14 protein-coding genes are annotated in these 16564 nt (G+C 45.2%); all 14 read right to left on the reverse strand.

The genetic code is table 11. The features are described from left to right. Positions 1-66 precede the first annotated feature (66 nt). The 14 genes from BSR11_RS16365 to BSR11_RS16430 all read right to left on the reverse strand — a co-directional run bounded on the left by BSR11_RS16365 (position 67) and on the right by BSR11_RS16430 (position 16553). Positions 67-2262, reverse strand: a complete 2196-nt coding sequence (locus tag BSR11_RS16365; protein ID WP_072671396.1) for a TonB-dependent receptor domain-containing protein — start codon at positions 2260-2262, stop codon at positions 67-69. Positions 2263-2525: 263 nt separating this feature from the next. Beyond that, positions 2526-3854: a HAMP domain-containing sensor histidine kinase gene (locus tag BSR11_RS16370; protein ID WP_240004086.1), complete on the reverse strand. Its 1329-nt coding sequence runs from the start codon at positions 3852-3854 to the stop codon at positions 2526-2528. Positions 3855-3903: 49 nt separating this feature from the next. Next, on the reverse strand, positions 3904-4587 hold the full coding sequence (locus tag BSR11_RS16375; protein WP_072671398.1) for a response regulator transcription factor: 684 nt from the start codon (positions 4585-4587) through the stop codon (positions 3904-3906). An 88-nt stretch (positions 4588-4675) separates the two neighbouring features. Then, positions 4676-5581 (reverse strand): metal ABC transporter solute-binding protein, Zn/Mn family, encoded by a 906-nt coding sequence (locus BSR11_RS16380; protein ID WP_240004087.1) that lies wholly within the window; start codon positions 5579-5581, stop codon positions 4676-4678. Further along, positions 5574-6452: a metal ABC transporter permease gene (locus tag BSR11_RS16385; RefSeq protein ID WP_072671400.1), complete on the reverse strand. Its 879-nt coding sequence runs from the start codon at positions 6450-6452 to the stop codon at positions 5574-5576. The genes BSR11_RS16380 and BSR11_RS16385 overlap by 8 nt, the downstream gene beginning before the upstream one ends. Further along, positions 6452-7219, reverse strand: a complete 768-nt coding sequence (locus BSR11_RS16390) for a metal ABC transporter ATP-binding protein (RefSeq protein ID WP_072671498.1) — start codon at positions 7217-7219, stop codon at positions 6452-6454. Before BSR11_RS16390 ends, BSR11_RS16385 begins: the two co-directional genes overlap by 1 nt. Then, complete coding sequence (locus BSR11_RS16395) at positions 7219-8151, reverse strand: metal ABC transporter solute-binding protein, Zn/Mn family (protein WP_072671401.1); 933 nt, start codon at positions 8149-8151, stop codon at positions 7219-7221. Before BSR11_RS16395 ends, BSR11_RS16390 begins: the two co-directional genes overlap by 1 nt. 16 nt (positions 8152-8167) lie before the next feature. Next, on the reverse strand, positions 8168-8761 hold the full coding sequence (locus tag BSR11_RS16400; RefSeq protein ID WP_072671402.1) for a DUF6162 family protein: 594 nt from the start codon (positions 8759-8761) through the stop codon (positions 8168-8170). Beyond that, on the reverse strand, positions 8745-9047 hold the full coding sequence (locus BSR11_RS16405) for a hypothetical protein (RefSeq protein ID WP_072671403.1): 303 nt from the start codon (positions 9045-9047) through the stop codon (positions 8745-8747). Before BSR11_RS16405 ends, BSR11_RS16400 begins: the two co-directional genes overlap by 17 nt. A gap of 10 nt (positions 9048-9057) precedes the next feature. Further along, positions 9058-9879 (reverse strand): DUF4198 domain-containing protein, encoded by an 822-nt coding sequence (locus BSR11_RS16410; RefSeq protein WP_072671499.1) that lies wholly within the window; start codon positions 9877-9879, stop codon positions 9058-9060. Positions 9880-9962: 83 nt separating this feature from the next. Then, a complete protein-coding gene (locus BSR11_RS16415; RefSeq protein WP_072671404.1) occupies positions 9963-10475 on the reverse strand; it encodes a DUF2271 domain-containing protein in 513 nt (170 codons plus the stop codon). Positions 10476-10539: 64 nt separating this feature from the next. Next, positions 10540-11166, reverse strand: a complete 627-nt coding sequence (locus BSR11_RS16420; protein WP_072671405.1) for a PepSY-associated TM helix domain-containing protein — start codon at positions 11164-11166, stop codon at positions 10540-10542. 211 nt (positions 11167-11377) lie between these two features. Further along, the gene (gene acnB / locus BSR11_RS16425; protein WP_072671406.1) at positions 11378-13975 is read right to left on the reverse strand and encodes a bifunctional aconitate hydratase 2/2-methylisocitrate dehydratase; all 2598 of its coding nucleotides are present in this window, start codon (positions 13973-13975) and stop codon (positions 11378-11380) included. Between the two features lie 262 nt (positions 13976-14237). Then, positions 14238-16553: a patatin-like phospholipase family protein gene (locus BSR11_RS16430; protein WP_072671407.1), complete on the reverse strand. Its 2316-nt coding sequence runs from the start codon at positions 16551-16553 to the stop codon at positions 14238-14240. Between the last annotated feature and the right edge of the window lie 11 nt (positions 16554-16564).

Below are 16564 nucleotides of genomic sequence, written 5' to 3' on the forward strand. Positions count from 1 at the left end.
AAAAATGCCAGTGACCGTCAGGATCACTGGCATTATCTATTCACGACTTGTCACTCAATATGACTATTAGAAAGTATAGTTAGCCGAGATCCATAAACGACGTCCTTCTAAAATCGCACCTTTGGTCGACTGTTGAAGATGACTGTACTGACTCGCGTAGTAGGTATCACCATCGTACTCATAAGCGGTAAACTTACGAAAATCTTGGTTAAATAAGTTATAGATTGTTGCATTAACACTGAAGTTTTTATTGATCCGATAAGCACCACCCAGATCAAACAGGGTATACGCTTTAATATCACCTACCGCATCGTACATCGCCTTATTAGCGGCTGAGAGATCTTCCACTAAACCATTAAAACGACGGCTCTCGCCACGATAATTCACCGCCAACCAAACATTGGCTTGCTCAGTCGCAGCCCAGTTAACTTTCGCACTGGCTTTGTGTTTTGGTGTATCACTCAGCTCGCCAGCAACCTTACCTTTTTCCTTAATTTCCGTTTCGGTAAAGGTGTAGTTCATCGAGAAATTCACGGTGTCGAGTAATGGCATCGCAAAGGCAAATTCCACACCACGACTGTAAGCTTCATCAACGTTAGTTTGTTGGCTAAAGGTATCTTGAGTCCAGTTATCACCATAACTCACGCAGCCAGGACGGTTCGGATTGGTCGATGAGAAACAGTTGTACAATGGTGTACCCGTTGAGATCTTATCATCAAACTGGTTATGGAATAGTGTGATATTGGTCGTAATGCCTTGCTCACCATTGTAGTAAAAACCAAGCTCGGTAGTGCGAGTGGTCTCTGGTTTTAGATCCGGAGAACCGATGGTAATTTGTGTCCCTTGCCCGGTAATCCCATTAATGCCACTGTGCAACTCATTAACTTGTGGCGCTTTATAACCGGTACTCACACCACCTTTGACTGTCATTGTCGGGCTCAGACTGTACACTGCATAGGCACGAGGACTGAAGTGGCTACCAAAAGCATCATGATGATCGTAACGTCCACCTAAAGTCAGGCTTAAAGCATCTGTGATTAACCATTCATCTTCGGCAAACAGTGACCACGTTTTTTGTTCGAAATCTTCGCTGACCATACCGTCTGTCATGGATGCATTCCAGTACTGTGCTCCCACTGTCAGGTAATGATCATCACCGATGGTTGTATTAAGTTTGGTATCAAAGACAATATTGGTGGTTTCTAACTCACGCTTATCTTTGACATTCTTACCAGGGATACCACTCGGACGATTTGGATTCCCCGGAATGGTGCGACCAATGGTCTCGGAAACGTTATACATCACGCTCGATTCCCATACCCCTAAATCCACTTGCGAAGTATGACCGAGTGCAAACTGACGGTTTTCATAGCGTAACTCGTCAGCATAACCGCGCCAATTGGTTGCGGTATCATTGTTGCTCAGTTTACGATTGTCTGGGGTACCGTTATCGTAATTCTGACGAGATAGGTCCATATCGAACCATAAGTTATGATCGTCTATCGCAATGTAATCAAAACGAGTACCAAAGGTATAGTTTTCATTATCGACTTTGCTTTGCCCACGAGCGTCTAGTTCGCGACCATCCGCTCCCTGAGCAGTAAGATTAGATTCATTACGTTTATAAAAACTACCGCGAACGGCTAGACCTAGCGTATCCGCAATCAGCGGACCACTGGTATGCAAACTGGTTTTATGAGTATCACCAAATTCACGCTCTTGCTGCCAAGTATAATCTTGCGTGATCGATGTATTCCAAGTGTCAGTCACTTTACGGGTAATAATATTGATAACCCCGCCCATCGCATCTGAGCCATAGAGCGTTGACATCGGGCCACGGACAATTTCAATTCGTTCAATGGCATTAACCGGTGGCATAACACCACCCGACATCTCACCAAAGCCATTTGGCGTGATATTTCCCGCGACATTTTGTCTGCGACCATCAATCAAAATCAGCGTATATTCAGACGGCATACCACGGATACTGATGTTCAAGCCACCAGTTTTTCCAGTATTACCAAAAACATCAATCCCTTCTTGATCTTGTAGCGCTTCAGCAAGATTAGCAAAACGCTTCATTTCCAGATCAGCACGGGAGATCACACTGATGGTAGCGGGAGCATGAGTCAATTTCTTTTCAAAACCAGAAGCGGTGACGACCATCACTTCATCCGCTTTACTTTCCACTTGGGCCAACACAGGCAAATGACACAGCGAGGCAATCGCCACCGCTAAGCTCGTTTTACGAGTTAACAACATGGTTCTATTCCTTTATCTTTATTGCATAATGCCCATTGTTTGGTCCAAGGAGGCTCTCATCATGATTGCAGCATAACTGCGGCTTCACGTTGGTTGGGAATAAATGGGCTTGAATTACCACCGAAAGGAATCTAACTAATAATAATTATCAATTGTATTTACTTTACATTCTTTACACTAATGAAGGGAACTTTTCTTAACATCCTCATTCCGAATCGCTTTGGGTAGCTTAACTACTGATTTTCGACCCTCAGAGTAAAGCGTTAATGCTGACTGTTGTTGGACACCGAAGGAAGGTAGACAGGAAAACTCAGGGTGACAACTAAACCTTGGTTATTTTCAGCACTGACATGACCATGCATTTTTTCGACGGCTTGCTGAACAATAGATAAACCTAAACCATAGCCATGACGTGAAGATAAAACCGTTTGATAAAAAGGACGAAAAATTGCCTCTAATTGTTCCTTAGCCACCCCTGGACCATCATCCATCACGATGATCTTAACTTGTCGATCCTGCTTTTCCGTCATCACTGTAATACAACACTGTTCACCTGCGTATTTAGTCGCATTAGTCAATAAGTTATCCAAAATACTACCGAGTAACACTCGATCGCCCCGTATCCATTCATTTTGCCCACTCGGCACCAATCGTAGTTGCTGAGTCGGTTGTAAATGAGGACGAAACTGCTCGATTTTCTGACTTAAATACGCCTGCACATCCAGAGGTTGTAATACCACATTACAATGACAGCTTTGCAAGCGACTGAGTTCAAGGATTTTCTCAATCATTGAATCCATTAACTGAGCTTCTTGCTCTGCGCGCACTAACCATTGGCTGCGCTCTTCATTCACCTCTGTATGACTGGCTAAATGCAGGGCTAAAGCTTGCCGAGTCAGTGGCGTTTTTAACTCATGAGATAGGGTGCGAACCAATTTTTTCTGCTCTTCAATCAAGCCTTGGATCTGCTCAGCCATATTATCGAAATCAGCCGCCAGTTGTTGAAACTCTCGCGGACTTCGGCCAATTGACTGTGACACTCGCGTCTCTGTCAGTCCCTGAGCTACTGCACGACTGGCACACTGTAAACGCGCCAATGGCCTTTGTAATTGACGGCTTAATACCCACGACATTAAGGTTAAAATTAATAAGCTGAGCAACAGGTTTGTTGACCAAAGATAATACCCAGCTCGTGATGCGGGATGTTGTTGCCATGGTAACTGAACCATTAATGAATGGCCCTCAGTCATCGGCACAATGATCATCGGCTTTGAGACTCGAGTTCCCATCGGCTCGCTAAGCTGACGAGCGTTGCGCATTTTCATCTGCACATGGGGATGAATATCTCGCTCACTCAGTACATGATTAGCACCGTCTATCACGTACAACAAATAAGGTTGAGACATCTCCCATTGCGCTAACGCCTCTGCACCGAGCTGACGCTGTTGATCGGCAATGGTGCTTAATTGCTGTAACTCTCGTTGAATTTTATTGGGTAGGGTTAAGAAACGCTCGTAGAGCACCATTTCTACAGCGGTAAAAGAGAGCAAAATCAGCAGTACACTGAGTGCTAAACTGGCAAAAAGACGCACAACTAATCGTTGATAAAAGCCTTTTCCTGAAAAAAAACACCACCGTCTTTTATTGAGCATGAACACTGGCGAACTGATATCCTACACCTCGAGCTGTACGAATGGTAGATTTAGGCCATCCAGCTTGCGATAATTTACGGCGTATATTACTGATATGCATATCTAAATTACGATCAAACGGACACAGTTCTCGTTTTAACACTTGATGTTGGAGCTCAGATTTAGAGATCACTTTCTGCGGATTAGCCGCCAGATAAGTAACCAGATCCAGTTCAGTTTGAGTAAACGGTAGCCGACGCAAGGTATCAATATGCGCCGACAGCGGTCCAGAAAAATTCAGTGCAAAATGATGGGTATGGCGCTGTTTCTCTAGTGCGACTCGACGCAACGTCGCTTTGATCAGAGTCAGGAGTTTAGGAATACTGAATGGCTTGGTTAAATAATGATCCGCTCCGGCTTCATAACCATCAATTTTTGCCGCTTCATCCGCAAACGCGCTGATCATCACAATCGGAGTCGAAAAACGCTGACAAATACGTCTTGCCGCCTGCAACCCATTGAGTTTAGGCATCATCACATCGAGTAACACGAGATCAAAGGGATGATTGGCGAGCTGAGTTAACGCTTGCTCGCCGTCATGAGCACAGATGACTTGATAGCCTTCATTCACCAACACAGATTCGAGCAGTTGGCACATCATCGGATCATCATCAGCAATTAAAATGGTCGGCATGAGCTTAATAATAACAAATAGGAATTGTTATTATTCTATTTATTATTAACTAAAATACAAGCAAAACAGCCGATAGCCCTTATACGGGTTAATCTAGATCAATTTGCCAACGCTGCCAGGGGTGTTGGTGATTAAACCCTTGACCAAAACGGCTTAACGGATCGATCACAAGGTAGCGCGAAAATTCGCCCAATAACCCTTTTAACGCAGGGCTTGGCGGACGAGTCGTTAATAACCAAACATCAGATGACGTTTGCAACCATTGTTTTAACTGTTGTTGATCTTGCGTATCCCACTCCAGCTCTGGCTTAAATTGCTGCCCTTGGATCGATAAACTATACCCTGCAGCAAAATCGAGCAGCGCTTCATCCAACAACACCACACTTTCGACTTCATGATTAAACAATCGAGCTTGATTGGCAAAAAGTTGCTGCTGTAGTTCACGCGCCACGCGCTGCTGATTGGTCTGAATAGTGGCTTGTTGTGAGCTGAAAATTTGCTGTAAATCGAGGCTAATATTATTCAGCATGGTGGTTAAATTCAGCGGATTGAGCCACACATACGGCGAGATCTGTCCTTGTCCATCTCGTAATGATGACACCGCTGGCGCTCTTGGCGTCAAGGCCTGCGCGGCATCAATAGGAACCAGATGAATGTTATATTGACGTACCTGAGGATAAATCGGGTCTTGCGGCCAAATAGAGCGGATAGTCACGACGGCTGTCGCTTCTCTAGCGTACTTGGCGACCTTTTGCTGCTCACTATCAAACCAGCTTTGATGACGCTGTAAGCTAAAGCGGGGGGATGGCAGATAGACAACCTCTATTGGCGTCTGAGTAACAAGCTGCTTGGTTAACCAATAGGTAACCGGCAAAGAGGTTAATACACGGTCTTGAGCTTGTACTGATAGAGACACCAGCAGCAATGAACTACACAATAGCAACCACAATTGGCTGATGATGGTTCGGCAGTGATGGTACATAATATTATCCATTCGGTCTTAATACTCGCCATAAAGTGGCGCTGATGAAAAACAGGGTTGAGAGTAAAATAATCGCCGCCCCAGAAGGTAAAGGCCATTGATAAACAACCGGTAAAATGGTTCCGCCAATGCAAGCTAAGGTTGCTAAGCAAGCAGATAACATGACAAAGCTGGCATTATTACGAGTTAATAGACGCGCCGTCGCCCCGGGAATCAACAGCAATGCACCAACTAAAATTGCGCCAATGACTTTGACCGAAACTATCGTTACTAGAGTTATCATGATGACAAACAGGTAGTCATAACCGTTGACCAGATAGCCGCGTACTTTCGCGATATCAGGGCTTAAACAAGCCAGTAAGATACGGTTATAACTGAGCAGCAGTACTAACATGATCAAGCTACACACCAAAACCAGTAAAACAATATCTTGCCGAGTGACGGTTAAAATCGACCCAAACAACACGTTTTCTAATAGATGAATATTGATTTTTCGCGCTACGTACATCAGTAACGCCGCGCCTAACGCTAATGCAGCGGAGAGAAATACGCCCACTAAAGTATCGTAAGGTACTTGGGTACGATTGCGCACATAATGCAGCAGTAAGGCAAAAATTAAGCAGAAGCTGAACAAGCCAATCATTGGCGATTCAGGACTTTCACCCAATAAAATACCGATAGCTATCCCGGTAATCGCTGCATGGCCGACCGCTTCGGAGAAAAATGCCAAGCGTTTCGCTATCACTAAAGTTCCCAACCCACCGAGCAAAGGACCTAAAATTACCGCAGCAATCAACGCATTGAGCATAAAGGCGTAGGCAAAGCTTTCCGCTAACCAACCACGTTCAACACCGGTGATCAGCCATTGTTGTAATGTCTCCATTAAGCTGCTCGCTCTTGTTTGGAAGCCAAATGTCCATGCTGACTGTAGTACTCAAAAAGCCGCTCAATATTATCGGGGTGTAAGACTTGTACGACCGGTCCCGAGGCCACCAATTGACGATTGATGACATGTACTTGGCCAGGCGTGGTCTGTAAGATACGCCGAACCGCGCCAATATCATGATGTACCGCTAATACCGTCACACCTTCAGCCACTAAATCCGCTATCAGCTGCTCTAAATACTGTACGCCTTGCTCATCCATACCGGTTGTCGGCTCATCTAAAATTAAGAGTTGTGGTTTATCGAGTAGCGCCTGAGCAAACATCACCCGTTGCAATTCACCGCCTGATAATTGGCCAAGACGTAAATGGGCACGACTCGCCATACCAACCCGCTGTAGGCTATTCAAAACCAGCTCGCGATTCGTTCGCCTATAAGGAGACAGCGCTTGTAAAAACAGCGGTAACCGACTGACATTGAGCAGCATAAAATCCATCACACTGATCGGTAAACTTGATTCAAATAAGGCTTTTTGAGGTACATAACCCATTTGTTGCTTAGCGCCCAGCGGCCACTCAAGAGTGACACGGCCCTGAAAAGGGGTTAAGCCCATAATCGAACGCAGTAAAGAGGTTTTCCCTCCGCCATTTGGCCCCATAATAATATGGCACTGACCGGCGGCAAAAGTATGATCAAACGGGGTTAATACCGGTTGATGAGCATAAGCCAAACTCAATTGGTTTAGATGAATAGCAGGCCCCTGCATCATTGGGCTTGCTCGCTCATCTGATTGGCATAATGAATGGCTTGCACTAACGTCTGTGTGTTGTCTTGCATCTCTTTCATCACTTTATCGGCCGTAAAAGGACCATGAGTCATGTGTGAAAATCGATATAACTTAACGCCAGTTTCGCGCTCAATGGTATCGACAAAACGATTCGGCATCTCTAATTCGTAAAACAGTACATTAATTCCTGAATGACGAATTTTATTGATTGTATCTTGTAGCTGACTGGCACTCGGCTCTACACCATGAGCAGGCTCAATCACTGCGCTGACTTCAATCCCAAATTCTTGCAGTAAATAGTTATAGGCGTTATGAGTGGTTGCCACTTTTAACGCTTGTACATTAGCATCGATTAATTGTTGCATAGCCGCTTGCTTCATTTGACGCATTTGGCGAGCAAATTGCCGCGCATTGGCGAGATAAAATTCACCATTATCCGGGTCAAGCTGAGCCAAAGCCTGAGCAATGGTATAAACCTTTTGAATCGAGGTTGCGATACCCACAAAAGTATGGGGATTTTTAGCACCATCGCCAACACTCGCGCCCATTGCGGCTAGTAAGGGCACCTGTTGATTAGCATAAATAACCTGTAGATCCGAACGCTGAGCGGCAGCAAGCACTTTCATCGCATAGTCATCATGACCAATGCCATTGACCACCAAGACATCCATCTGCTGTAAACGCAATAAATCTCCCGGTTGCGGTTGATAATTGTGTGGATTAAAACCCGCATCAACCAGTGGCAAAATGGTCGCTCTATCTTGCACAATCGTGGCAACATAACTGTAGTAAGGATGTAACGTGATGCCGATGGTCAGTTTATCAGCTGCCGCAACCGCGTGACTGGCCAACAGTAAGGAGATCGTTAACAGCGTTCTATGAAAGATGGCTCTAATCTGGCTTGATAACATAACGATTTTTCTCTTATTAATGCGATAGTGAGGCAGACAGCGGCCAACGCTTCCACCCAGCTTGAATCCATGATGAATCAGTAAGTGCTAACCAGTCTGATAACTCTCCCACAATTGGCTGAGTAAAAAACCAGACTTGTGCGTCGGCATCAAGGCCTTCTGGATACCAGATCAATACATGCCCAACTTGACTAGGGTCCTGCGCCAATCCCAAATAACCTTGAGCGACCAGTTGCCATTGATGTTCACCGAAATAATGCCAACTACTGTCACGAACAAAAGGCGCAATGCCCTCTTCTGCTAACCATTGCACCGAGGGCCACTGACGCTCTAGATGATGAAAAAAACGCAACTCTTGTTCAGCAAGGCTTAGTTCAATCAACAAACTTTTTTGCTTTTCATTGAGATCCGTAGCTCGCAGCTCAAAAGAGAGCGGCGAGGTCTGAGACGTCACATCTACCCGCATACCGCGTAACAACAGTGCCGAAACCAGTAGGATCAGCAGCATGCTGCCTAGTACCCACCATGTCTCTTGACTGCCCTTATCCGCCTTGACCTGAACGCTTACCGTCGATGGTGTTGAGGAGTGAGAGTTAAAGTTCAACGCCATCAATCTCAACAGGCGCTTCATGGCCGGGATCAAACACAATGTAATAGTCACCGTTTGGGATAGTAAACGTTACTTCAGAACGTTGATCGGTTTTCCCAATTTCAATCAGTACATCGTCATAATCAAACATACGTACCGTTTCATTGATGGCTGGGCTACTGTCGCTGTATCCCGCTTGGCACAAGATGTGATCAGCCTGTTTTTGGCACTCCATGACTGGAAAATGAGCCCAACTCAACCCAGTCAATAAACCACTCGTTAGCACAAGCCACTGTTGCCACTTCATTGCATACCTCTTATTTTAAAACCGCTTCAAAAGTTAAATGGATGGAAGAACGAGCTTGTTCAGCAAGTGGATTGTCATCCAAAGGACCGCTAAAACCGGCAATTAATAAATAACGACCCGCTTGATGTGGCGTGAATTGAATTTTACCGTCCTTGTCACTGGTCAAAATTACCGCTTCTTGCTGATTGCGGTATAAAGTACCATCTTGACGAATTTCCGCTTCAACACCTGCTTGGGGTTGTCCATTAAAGAAAAACTGCAAAACGGCCGCTTCGCCTTCAATAATGTCTGCTGGATGAGTAACAGGAACCAACTCTAAGAATTTCTTTTCTAATTCAAAAACTTGTCTAGATGGTTGATTCACCGTCACGTAAGCTTCGGTTCGGTTAAAGACTAAAACACTTTGCACATTCTGTGCTCCTTCAGGCAACACCGCATCACGCTCTGCGGCATTAGCAGCAATACGTCGTGGCGTTTGACGAGCACCAATGGTGTAGGTGGTCATATAAAATGGCTGCCCTGTAAGACTGATTTTATGAGTACCTGGCTCTGAGAAAAAGAAATCGAAACTCGACTTACGCTTATGTTTAGCCACAAACGCAAAGCGCTCACGCTGACCACTTGGCGTGATCACCACGCCAGAATCTAATCCTAGCGGCTTATCAAAAACAAAAGTACCGTGTGACGCGCTGGCATCGGTAGTGATCCATTCGCCGTCCTGTGAAGAGACCGTAAACTCGCTCGGTAATACCCAACGAGGATGGGCGACCGAAGCCGCTGACGCTAAGGCCGCTACCGCTAATAAAGCCGTAGAAAATACGCGATACAACATCATTTATTCATTCCTATGTAGTGCTCTTAGTTGAAGAGCCGTCATACTATTAACGACTATCCTTGGGGGTTAAATGGCGATCATTAAGGCTGATAACGTAGCCGGATCACGCCAGTCTCATAAGTGGCCTCAAGTTGATACTGCTTAGGCTGAGCCTGCAGCGTCATTGCTTGTCGCACCACGTCTCGACCACCATGCTCACGAACCACTTCGGCATAAAACAAGTATTCTCCTTGCACCAATGGCTGACCTTGATCATCTAAGCCATCCCATTGCAAACGGTATTGCCCTGCTGGACGAGTCGCAGATGTTACCGCATCAATTAATGCCCGATCGTAACGACCGACTTGTCGCCACCAACGACGAATATCCTTTAACCAAGTGTCTTCTTTTTGCCATAAAGCAACAGTGCGTACAGGCTGACCTTGAGCGTCTTCTATCCAAATCGCGACATAAGGTCTGGCGTACATTCCAACGTCCAGTTTTGGTAGTTCAAACTCAATATCCAGCTTCCCCAAAGGCGCAGCCAAGACATTTGCACTCAGTACACTAAACCCTAATAACCAAGCGTAAATACGCCCTCGCTGTTTTTTCATGCTCTGTCGTCCACAAAAATAGTAATCATAACCAACCTAAAATAGCTGGGCGCATAGACAAGCTTTACGGCACTGCCAGCCAATAAATAACAAACGTGATCAAAGTACCAAAGCTGCACCAACGTATGGCATAACGCAGTGTGCTTTTCTTCGGTAGTAATAGGGCAAGGCCTGATAAAATAAACACCAACATCAATAGTGAAGAGACATCAATCACCCACTTCCACCACTCACCACTGTGACGTCCTTTATGTAAATCATTGAATTTAGCTACCCAACCATAATCACTGATATCAAGCTCCGCCTCTCTAGAAACTAAATCGATAAACAGCGCAGCGCTGTAGCCGGGAGCGGTAAAGCTTGCACTCGCCTCACCTTCTTGTAAGACACCATTGTCTGAATCTAGATAGATATCGAGTCGCGACATCTGGCCACGAATCGGCGTATGCTGGGAAAGATATTGGCGTAATTCGGGTTCATTAATGGCAACCTTACCTTCAGCGAATAATAAATGTTGCGGAACAGTGACTCGCCATTCGGTTGTCTTCGACTGACTGGCTACAAATAGCTCCGGCCGATTAAGGGTTATCCCCGTGACAGCAAAAAACAGCATTAGCCCTAATACCGCCATAGAGACATAAATGTGTAAACGGCGAGCCCAAAGCTGAAAAGTACGGTGCTTATAAAACATGACTGATCTATTAAAGAATAAAACTGCCAGAAAGCTACATGATAAGCAGTCTCATTTTTATTCAATTTACAATATTTACATATCAAATCATTTATAGAAGGGAAACTGGCCAGCAGCATACCAACCGTTAAGTTTGGCCTAAAGGGCGATAAAAAAAGAGCCACCGCAATGGTGGCTCTTGATTGATCATATTAACTTAAGACACGTTACATCATACTGCTTGCTGAATAATCACCGTATCTGCCTTTTTAGTGTAATGAGGCATTAAGTGGAAGTTCAAATAGCGATAAGTATCCGCTGCCGTTGCATCAATCTGTTTCGCGTAATCCAAATACTCGGTCATGGTCGGAATACGACCTAATATGGCCCCTACCGCAGATAACTCCGCGGAAGCCAAATAAACATTAGCGCCAGTACCTAAACGGTTCGGGAAGTTACGAGTTGAAGTGGACATCACCGTCGATTTATCAGCGACTCGCGCTTGATTACCCATACACAATGAACATCCCGGTGTTTCAATTCGCACGCCAGCGCGACCAAAAATACCATAATAGCCTTCAGCGGTGAGCTGATCGCGGTCCATTTTAGTCGGAGGCGCGACCCACAAACGAGTATCCAGTTGGCCGTTGTATTTCTCCAGCAATTTACCCGCCGCTCGGAAATGGCCGATATTAGTCATACAAGAACCAATGAAGACTTCGTCAATTGGGGTTCCCGCACAATCAGACAACAAACGAGCATCATCAGGATCGTTAGGCGCACATAGAATCGGCTCTTTGATATCGGCTAAATCAATCTCTATCACATGAGCATATTCTGCATCGCTATCCGCCTCCATCAGCTCTGGATTCGCTAACCACTCTTCCATCGCTTTAATCCGGCGCTCAATCGTCCGGCGATCGCCATATCCTTCAGCAATCATCCACTTAAGCATGGTGATATTCGAGTTTAGATACTCGGCAATTGAAGCTTGTGATAGCTTAACCGTACAACCAGCTGCAGAGCGCTCAGCAGACGCATCAGACAGTTCGAAGGCCTGCTCAACCGTTAAGTGCTCAACCCCTTCAATTTCTAACACACGGCCGGAAAACTCGTTGATCTTGCCCGCTTTCTCTACCGTGAGTAAGCCTTGCTTGATACCAAAATAAGGAATCGCATGAACCAGATCGCGTAATGTGATACCAGGTTGCATTTCACCTTTAAAACGGACCAAAATCGATTCTGGCATATCCAGTGGCATCACTCCTGTTGCCGCCGCAAACGCCACTAAGCCTGAGCCAGCAGGGAAAGAAATACCCAATGGGAAGCGAGTATGAGAGTCTCCCCCCGTTCCCACAGTGTCAGGTAGCAGCATACGGTTTAACCAAGAGTGAATAACACCATCTCCTGGACGCAGTGAAACGCCGCCACGATTCATAATAAAATCAGGCAGGGTATGGTGCGTATTAACATCCACTGGTTTCGGGTAAGCGGAAGTGTGACAGAAAGATTGCATCACCAAATCGGCAGAAAAACCCAAACAAGCCAAATCTTTCAACTCATCACGAGTCATCGGCCCAGTAGTATCTTGTGAGCCAACCGTGGTCATGCGAGGCTCACAATACGTTCCAGGTCTAATCCCTTTTACGCCACACGCCTTACCAACCATTTTCTGTGCCAAAGTGAAGCCTTTGTTACTTTCAGCCACAGGCACAGGACGGCGGAATACCGTTGACGGCTCCAAACCTAGAGACTCACGCGCTTTATCGGTTAATCCTCGGCCGATAATCAATGGAATACGACCACCAGCACGTACTTCATCTATCAAAACGTCCGTTTTTAGTTTAAAGGTAGCGAGTACTTCACCCGTTTGGTGATTGCAGACTTTGCCTTCATATGGATAAACGTCAATCACGTCACCCATATGCAGTTTGGAGACATCCACTTCGATTGGTAAAGCGCCCGCATCTTCCATGGTATTAAAGAAAATAGGCGCAATTTTACCACCAAGTACATAACCACCAGCGCGTTTATTGGGCACAAAAGGAATATCATCGCCCATGAACCACAACACTGAGTTGGTCGCTGATTTACGAGAAGATCCCGTTCCAACCACATCACCAACGTAAACCAACTGGTGGCCTTTCTCTTTCAGTGCTTCAATTTGGCTTATCGGCCCGATACTACCCGGTTTGTCTGGCTGAATACCTTCGCGCTCATTTTTCAGCATCGCTAAAGCATGAACCGGGATATCCGGACGAGACCACGCATCTGGCGCGGGAGATAGATCATCGGTATTGGTTTCACCGGTGACTTTAAAGACGGTTAACGTGATTTTTTCAGCTAAGGCTGGCTTGGATAAAAACCAATCGGCCTCCGCCCAAGATTGCATGACTTGCTGAGCAAAGGTATTGCCTTTTTGTGCTTTTTCTTCCACATCATAGAAAGCATCAAACATCAATAAGGTATGTGAAAGCGCCTTAACGGCTATCGGAGCAAGTGCGTTATCGTCTAATAAAGACACCAGTGGTTCAATATTATAACCACCCTGCATGGTGCCAAGCAGTTGCGCTGCTTTTTCACGGCTAACGAGAGGAGACGAAACCTCACCTTTAGTGATCGCGGTTAAGAAACCAGCTTTAACGTAAGCCGCTTCATCAACACCAGGAGGAATTCGATTTTCAAGTAAATCCAGGATGAAGGCATCTTCACCTTGGGGGGGATTTTTTAATAACTCAACAAGTCCAGAAACTTGCTCAGCGTCTAAAGGTTTGGGTACAACTCCTTCAGCGGCACGCTCTGCGACGTGTTTACGGTAGGCTTCAAGCACGACTTTTTCCTCTCATTGCGGTTCACCCCAGTTATTATTAAAAGGTGAGTGAACATCCTTGGAAACTTGGCTCTCCATTGCTCATGTTTTCATTCAAGTATGATTGAGAAACCGTGCCCTAGAGGCCAAACTGTGGACAATAGAATAGCAAAATTAACGATAAATTAAAATCTCATCATGTTGACCAACATAGCAAGTTAAGATGAAAGTTACTCACTAGATCAGATCAACGTGCATCATAACAACTTACCGCTGGGCCGCATTAAAATGTCGTGCCAATAATGAGATAAAATGAATCGTAATTTTGCTCGGTTCGTCCATAACCAAACATCACGGGACCAATCGGCGAATCAATACCCGCAAAAACTGACCCCGCGACATATTTAGGTGCGGTATCAATTTTTAAATCAGGATCCGACCACACGCCCCCATACTCAATTGATGCTCCTAAATAAAATGGCGCGTTAAATAAGCCAAAATCATTATCAAACCAACGATAACGATAGACTAAACTGGTGAATATTTTATTCTGTCCCAGCAAACTTTTGCGCGGAATACCCGATAAGTTCAAAAAACCACCAATGGTTTTAGGTTCAACGGGAGTAATTGAATTTTTACTCCGCACTTCTCCATAATCTAAATTGGCAACCACGGTGTGCCGACCGATACTTTTCGCTGACATCAATTTAGCTGAAATATCGTATACCGTATCAGAACTATTATTGCTTTGGTCGACCAGATCATTCACATCATCATGCGAAATAAAATATTCAAGATCGATGTAATTTCCTTCACGAGGCAAACTAAAATTATCTAATGAATCAATACGATAATTAACAAATACACCTTGGCGAGTAAACTTGCCATTGCCATAATCTGGCGCCGTCGATGGCTGAACTTGTCCATCAACATAACGCGCGCCTACTCTTAATTGACGCCACAAGGTTTGTTGATAGCCAAGCGCGGCTTCCCCCATTAACGTTCGATAAGAAATCGGAACATAGTTGCGCGTCGCGGACAATCCGGTATTTTCAAACAGATCATCGAGAGGAGCTTGGCGATTATCATCTCGATAACGCGCAGTAAACGAAGCAAAGGTCTTTTGACTGGAGAACAGCGGTGAATAGAATTCGGCTTCTAATTGTTTATCTGTCCCTAAATCCATATTCAGTGCTAACTCAGCGCCATGAGAACCCAGATCGGTAAAATTCAAAGACGCACCTAACGAGTATTGACTGGTGGTGCTAAAATCATCCTCTAAAAAAAAGCGGAAATTTAAGTAATTAGGCCCCCAACCTTTTTCGTAAACATCAATCAGTAAATGATTTTTTTCTTCAACCTGTTCATATTGATAGCGGACCAGTTTAAATCGGTCTAAGGCATAGAGCCGATCAACGCTTGCTTCAATTTCTTCGGTACTTAATGTTGTATCTTGCGCTAAGTTCAGCCTATTTTTTAACAATAAGTCACTGTAATGAGAGTGGTTACGAATCGCGATGTTATCGACCGTTAGCTGATCGCCATAGTGCAGCTTTCGACGACGCTCTGCTTTACCATCAACATAGTTTTGATATTGAGCACTACTTAAAGCAAGCACTTGCAATTGTTGCTGATGCTCTAGTGCGGTCTGATAGCCTTCAATAAAAGCATCGGGCATTTTATAAAAATCGGTGGTTTCCATCAGCCCAACGTTTGGCCTTAGTAAAATATCCTGTTCACTGAGTTGAGAAGCTTGACGCTCTGTTGTGCGGCGTACAAGGTAATTGGACAACTGATTGGCGGCACTTAAAAAGCTGCTGAATGAGTCTTGCTGTTTATAATCGGAGCTTATATCGACCGCAATCACTACATCAGCCCCCATTTGCTTGGCAATGTCGACCGGCATATTATTGGTTACCCCCCCATCGACTAACCAACGGCCGTCAATATCATAAGGTGGCAAGGCGCCAGGTACTGACATACTGGCCATCATCGCATCGACTAAGTAGCCTTTATCTAATACCACAGGCTTCATTTCGATAATATCCGTCGCTACCGCACGATACGGAATCACCAAATCATCAAATGAATCTAATTTAGCAATATTTCCTGAGGTTTCACGCAAAATACGCAGCATACTTTGCCCTTGAACCACGCCACGCGGTGCACGAATACCATCCCAACCAAACCCTAAATCAGTGGTTAATTGATAACGGTCTTCGTACTCTTTATCACGCACTCGACGCTGACTACGGCTGACCCGATCTCGATAGCCCGATTGCCAGTTAACGCTATAAATGACACCTTCTATTTCTTCGGCGTCCATTCCGGTGGCGTAAAGACCGGCAACATAGGCGCCCATACTGGTACCAAGAACAATATCAACCGGTATTTTCATCTCTTCGAGTGCCTTAAGCACTCCCATATGGGCCGCGCCTTTCGCACCGCCACCCGCTAAAACAAGAGCGATGATCGGACGAGGATGGTTAATATCATCACCAGTAACAACCGTACTTTCGGCTGACACAAACCAAGCAAACACGGTGGCAAAGATACCGATAATACCAAGCTGTAAACGCTTCACGCCTTGTCCTCTCATCCTTAAAAATC

The organism is Vibrio injensis, from assembly GCF_001895205.1.
In the GTDB taxonomy this organism is placed as follows: Bacteria; Pseudomonadota; Gammaproteobacteria; order Enterobacterales; family Vibrionaceae; genus Vibrio; species Vibrio injensis.

What these genes read in the sequence shown, in the direction of transcription:
- BSR11_RS16365 (WP_072671396.1), bottom strand. Translation starts at nt 2,262, where the DNA reads ATGTTGTTAACTCGTAAAACGAGCTTAGCGGTGGCGATTGCCTCGCTG.
- BSR11_RS16375 (WP_072671398.1), bottom strand. Translation starts at nt 4,587, where the DNA reads ATGCCGACCATTTTAATTGCTGATGATGATCCGATGATGTGCCAACTG.
- BSR11_RS16380 (WP_240004087.1), bottom strand. Translation starts at nt 5,581, where the DNA reads ATGGATAATATTATGTACCATCACTGCCGAACCATCATCAGCCAATTG.
- BSR11_RS16385 (WP_072671400.1), bottom strand. Translation starts at nt 6,452, where the DNA reads ATGGAGACATTACAACAATGGCTGATCACCGGTGTTGAACGTGGTTGG.
- BSR11_RS16390 (WP_072671498.1), bottom strand. Translation starts at nt 7,219, where the DNA reads ATGCAGGGGCCTGCTATTCATCTAAACCAATTGAGTTTGGCTTATGCT.
- BSR11_RS16395 (WP_072671401.1), bottom strand. Translation starts at nt 8,151, where the DNA reads ATGTTATCAAGCCAGATTAGAGCCATCTTTCATAGAACGCTGTTAACG.
- BSR11_RS16400 (WP_072671402.1), bottom strand. Translation starts at nt 8,761, where the DNA reads ATGGCGTTGAACTTTAACTCTCACTCCTCAACACCATCGACGGTAAGC.
- BSR11_RS16405 (WP_072671403.1), bottom strand. Translation starts at nt 9,047, where the DNA reads ATGAAGTGGCAACAGTGGCTTGTGCTAACGAGTGGTTTATTGACTGGG.
- BSR11_RS16410 (WP_072671499.1), bottom strand. Translation starts at nt 9,879, where the DNA reads ATGTTGTATCGCGTATTTTCTACGGCTTTATTAGCGGTAGCGGCCTTA.
- BSR11_RS16415 (WP_072671404.1), bottom strand. Translation starts at nt 10,475, where the DNA reads ATGAAAAAACAGCGAGGGCGTATTTACGCTTGGTTATTAGGGTTTAGT.
- BSR11_RS16420 (WP_072671405.1), bottom strand. Translation starts at nt 11,166, where the DNA reads ATGTTTTATAAGCACCGTACTTTTCAGCTTTGGGCTCGCCGTTTACAC.
- BSR11_RS16430 (WP_072671407.1), bottom strand. Translation starts at nt 16,553, where the DNA reads ATGAGAGGACAAGGCGTGAAGCGTTTACAGCTTGGTATTATCGGTATC.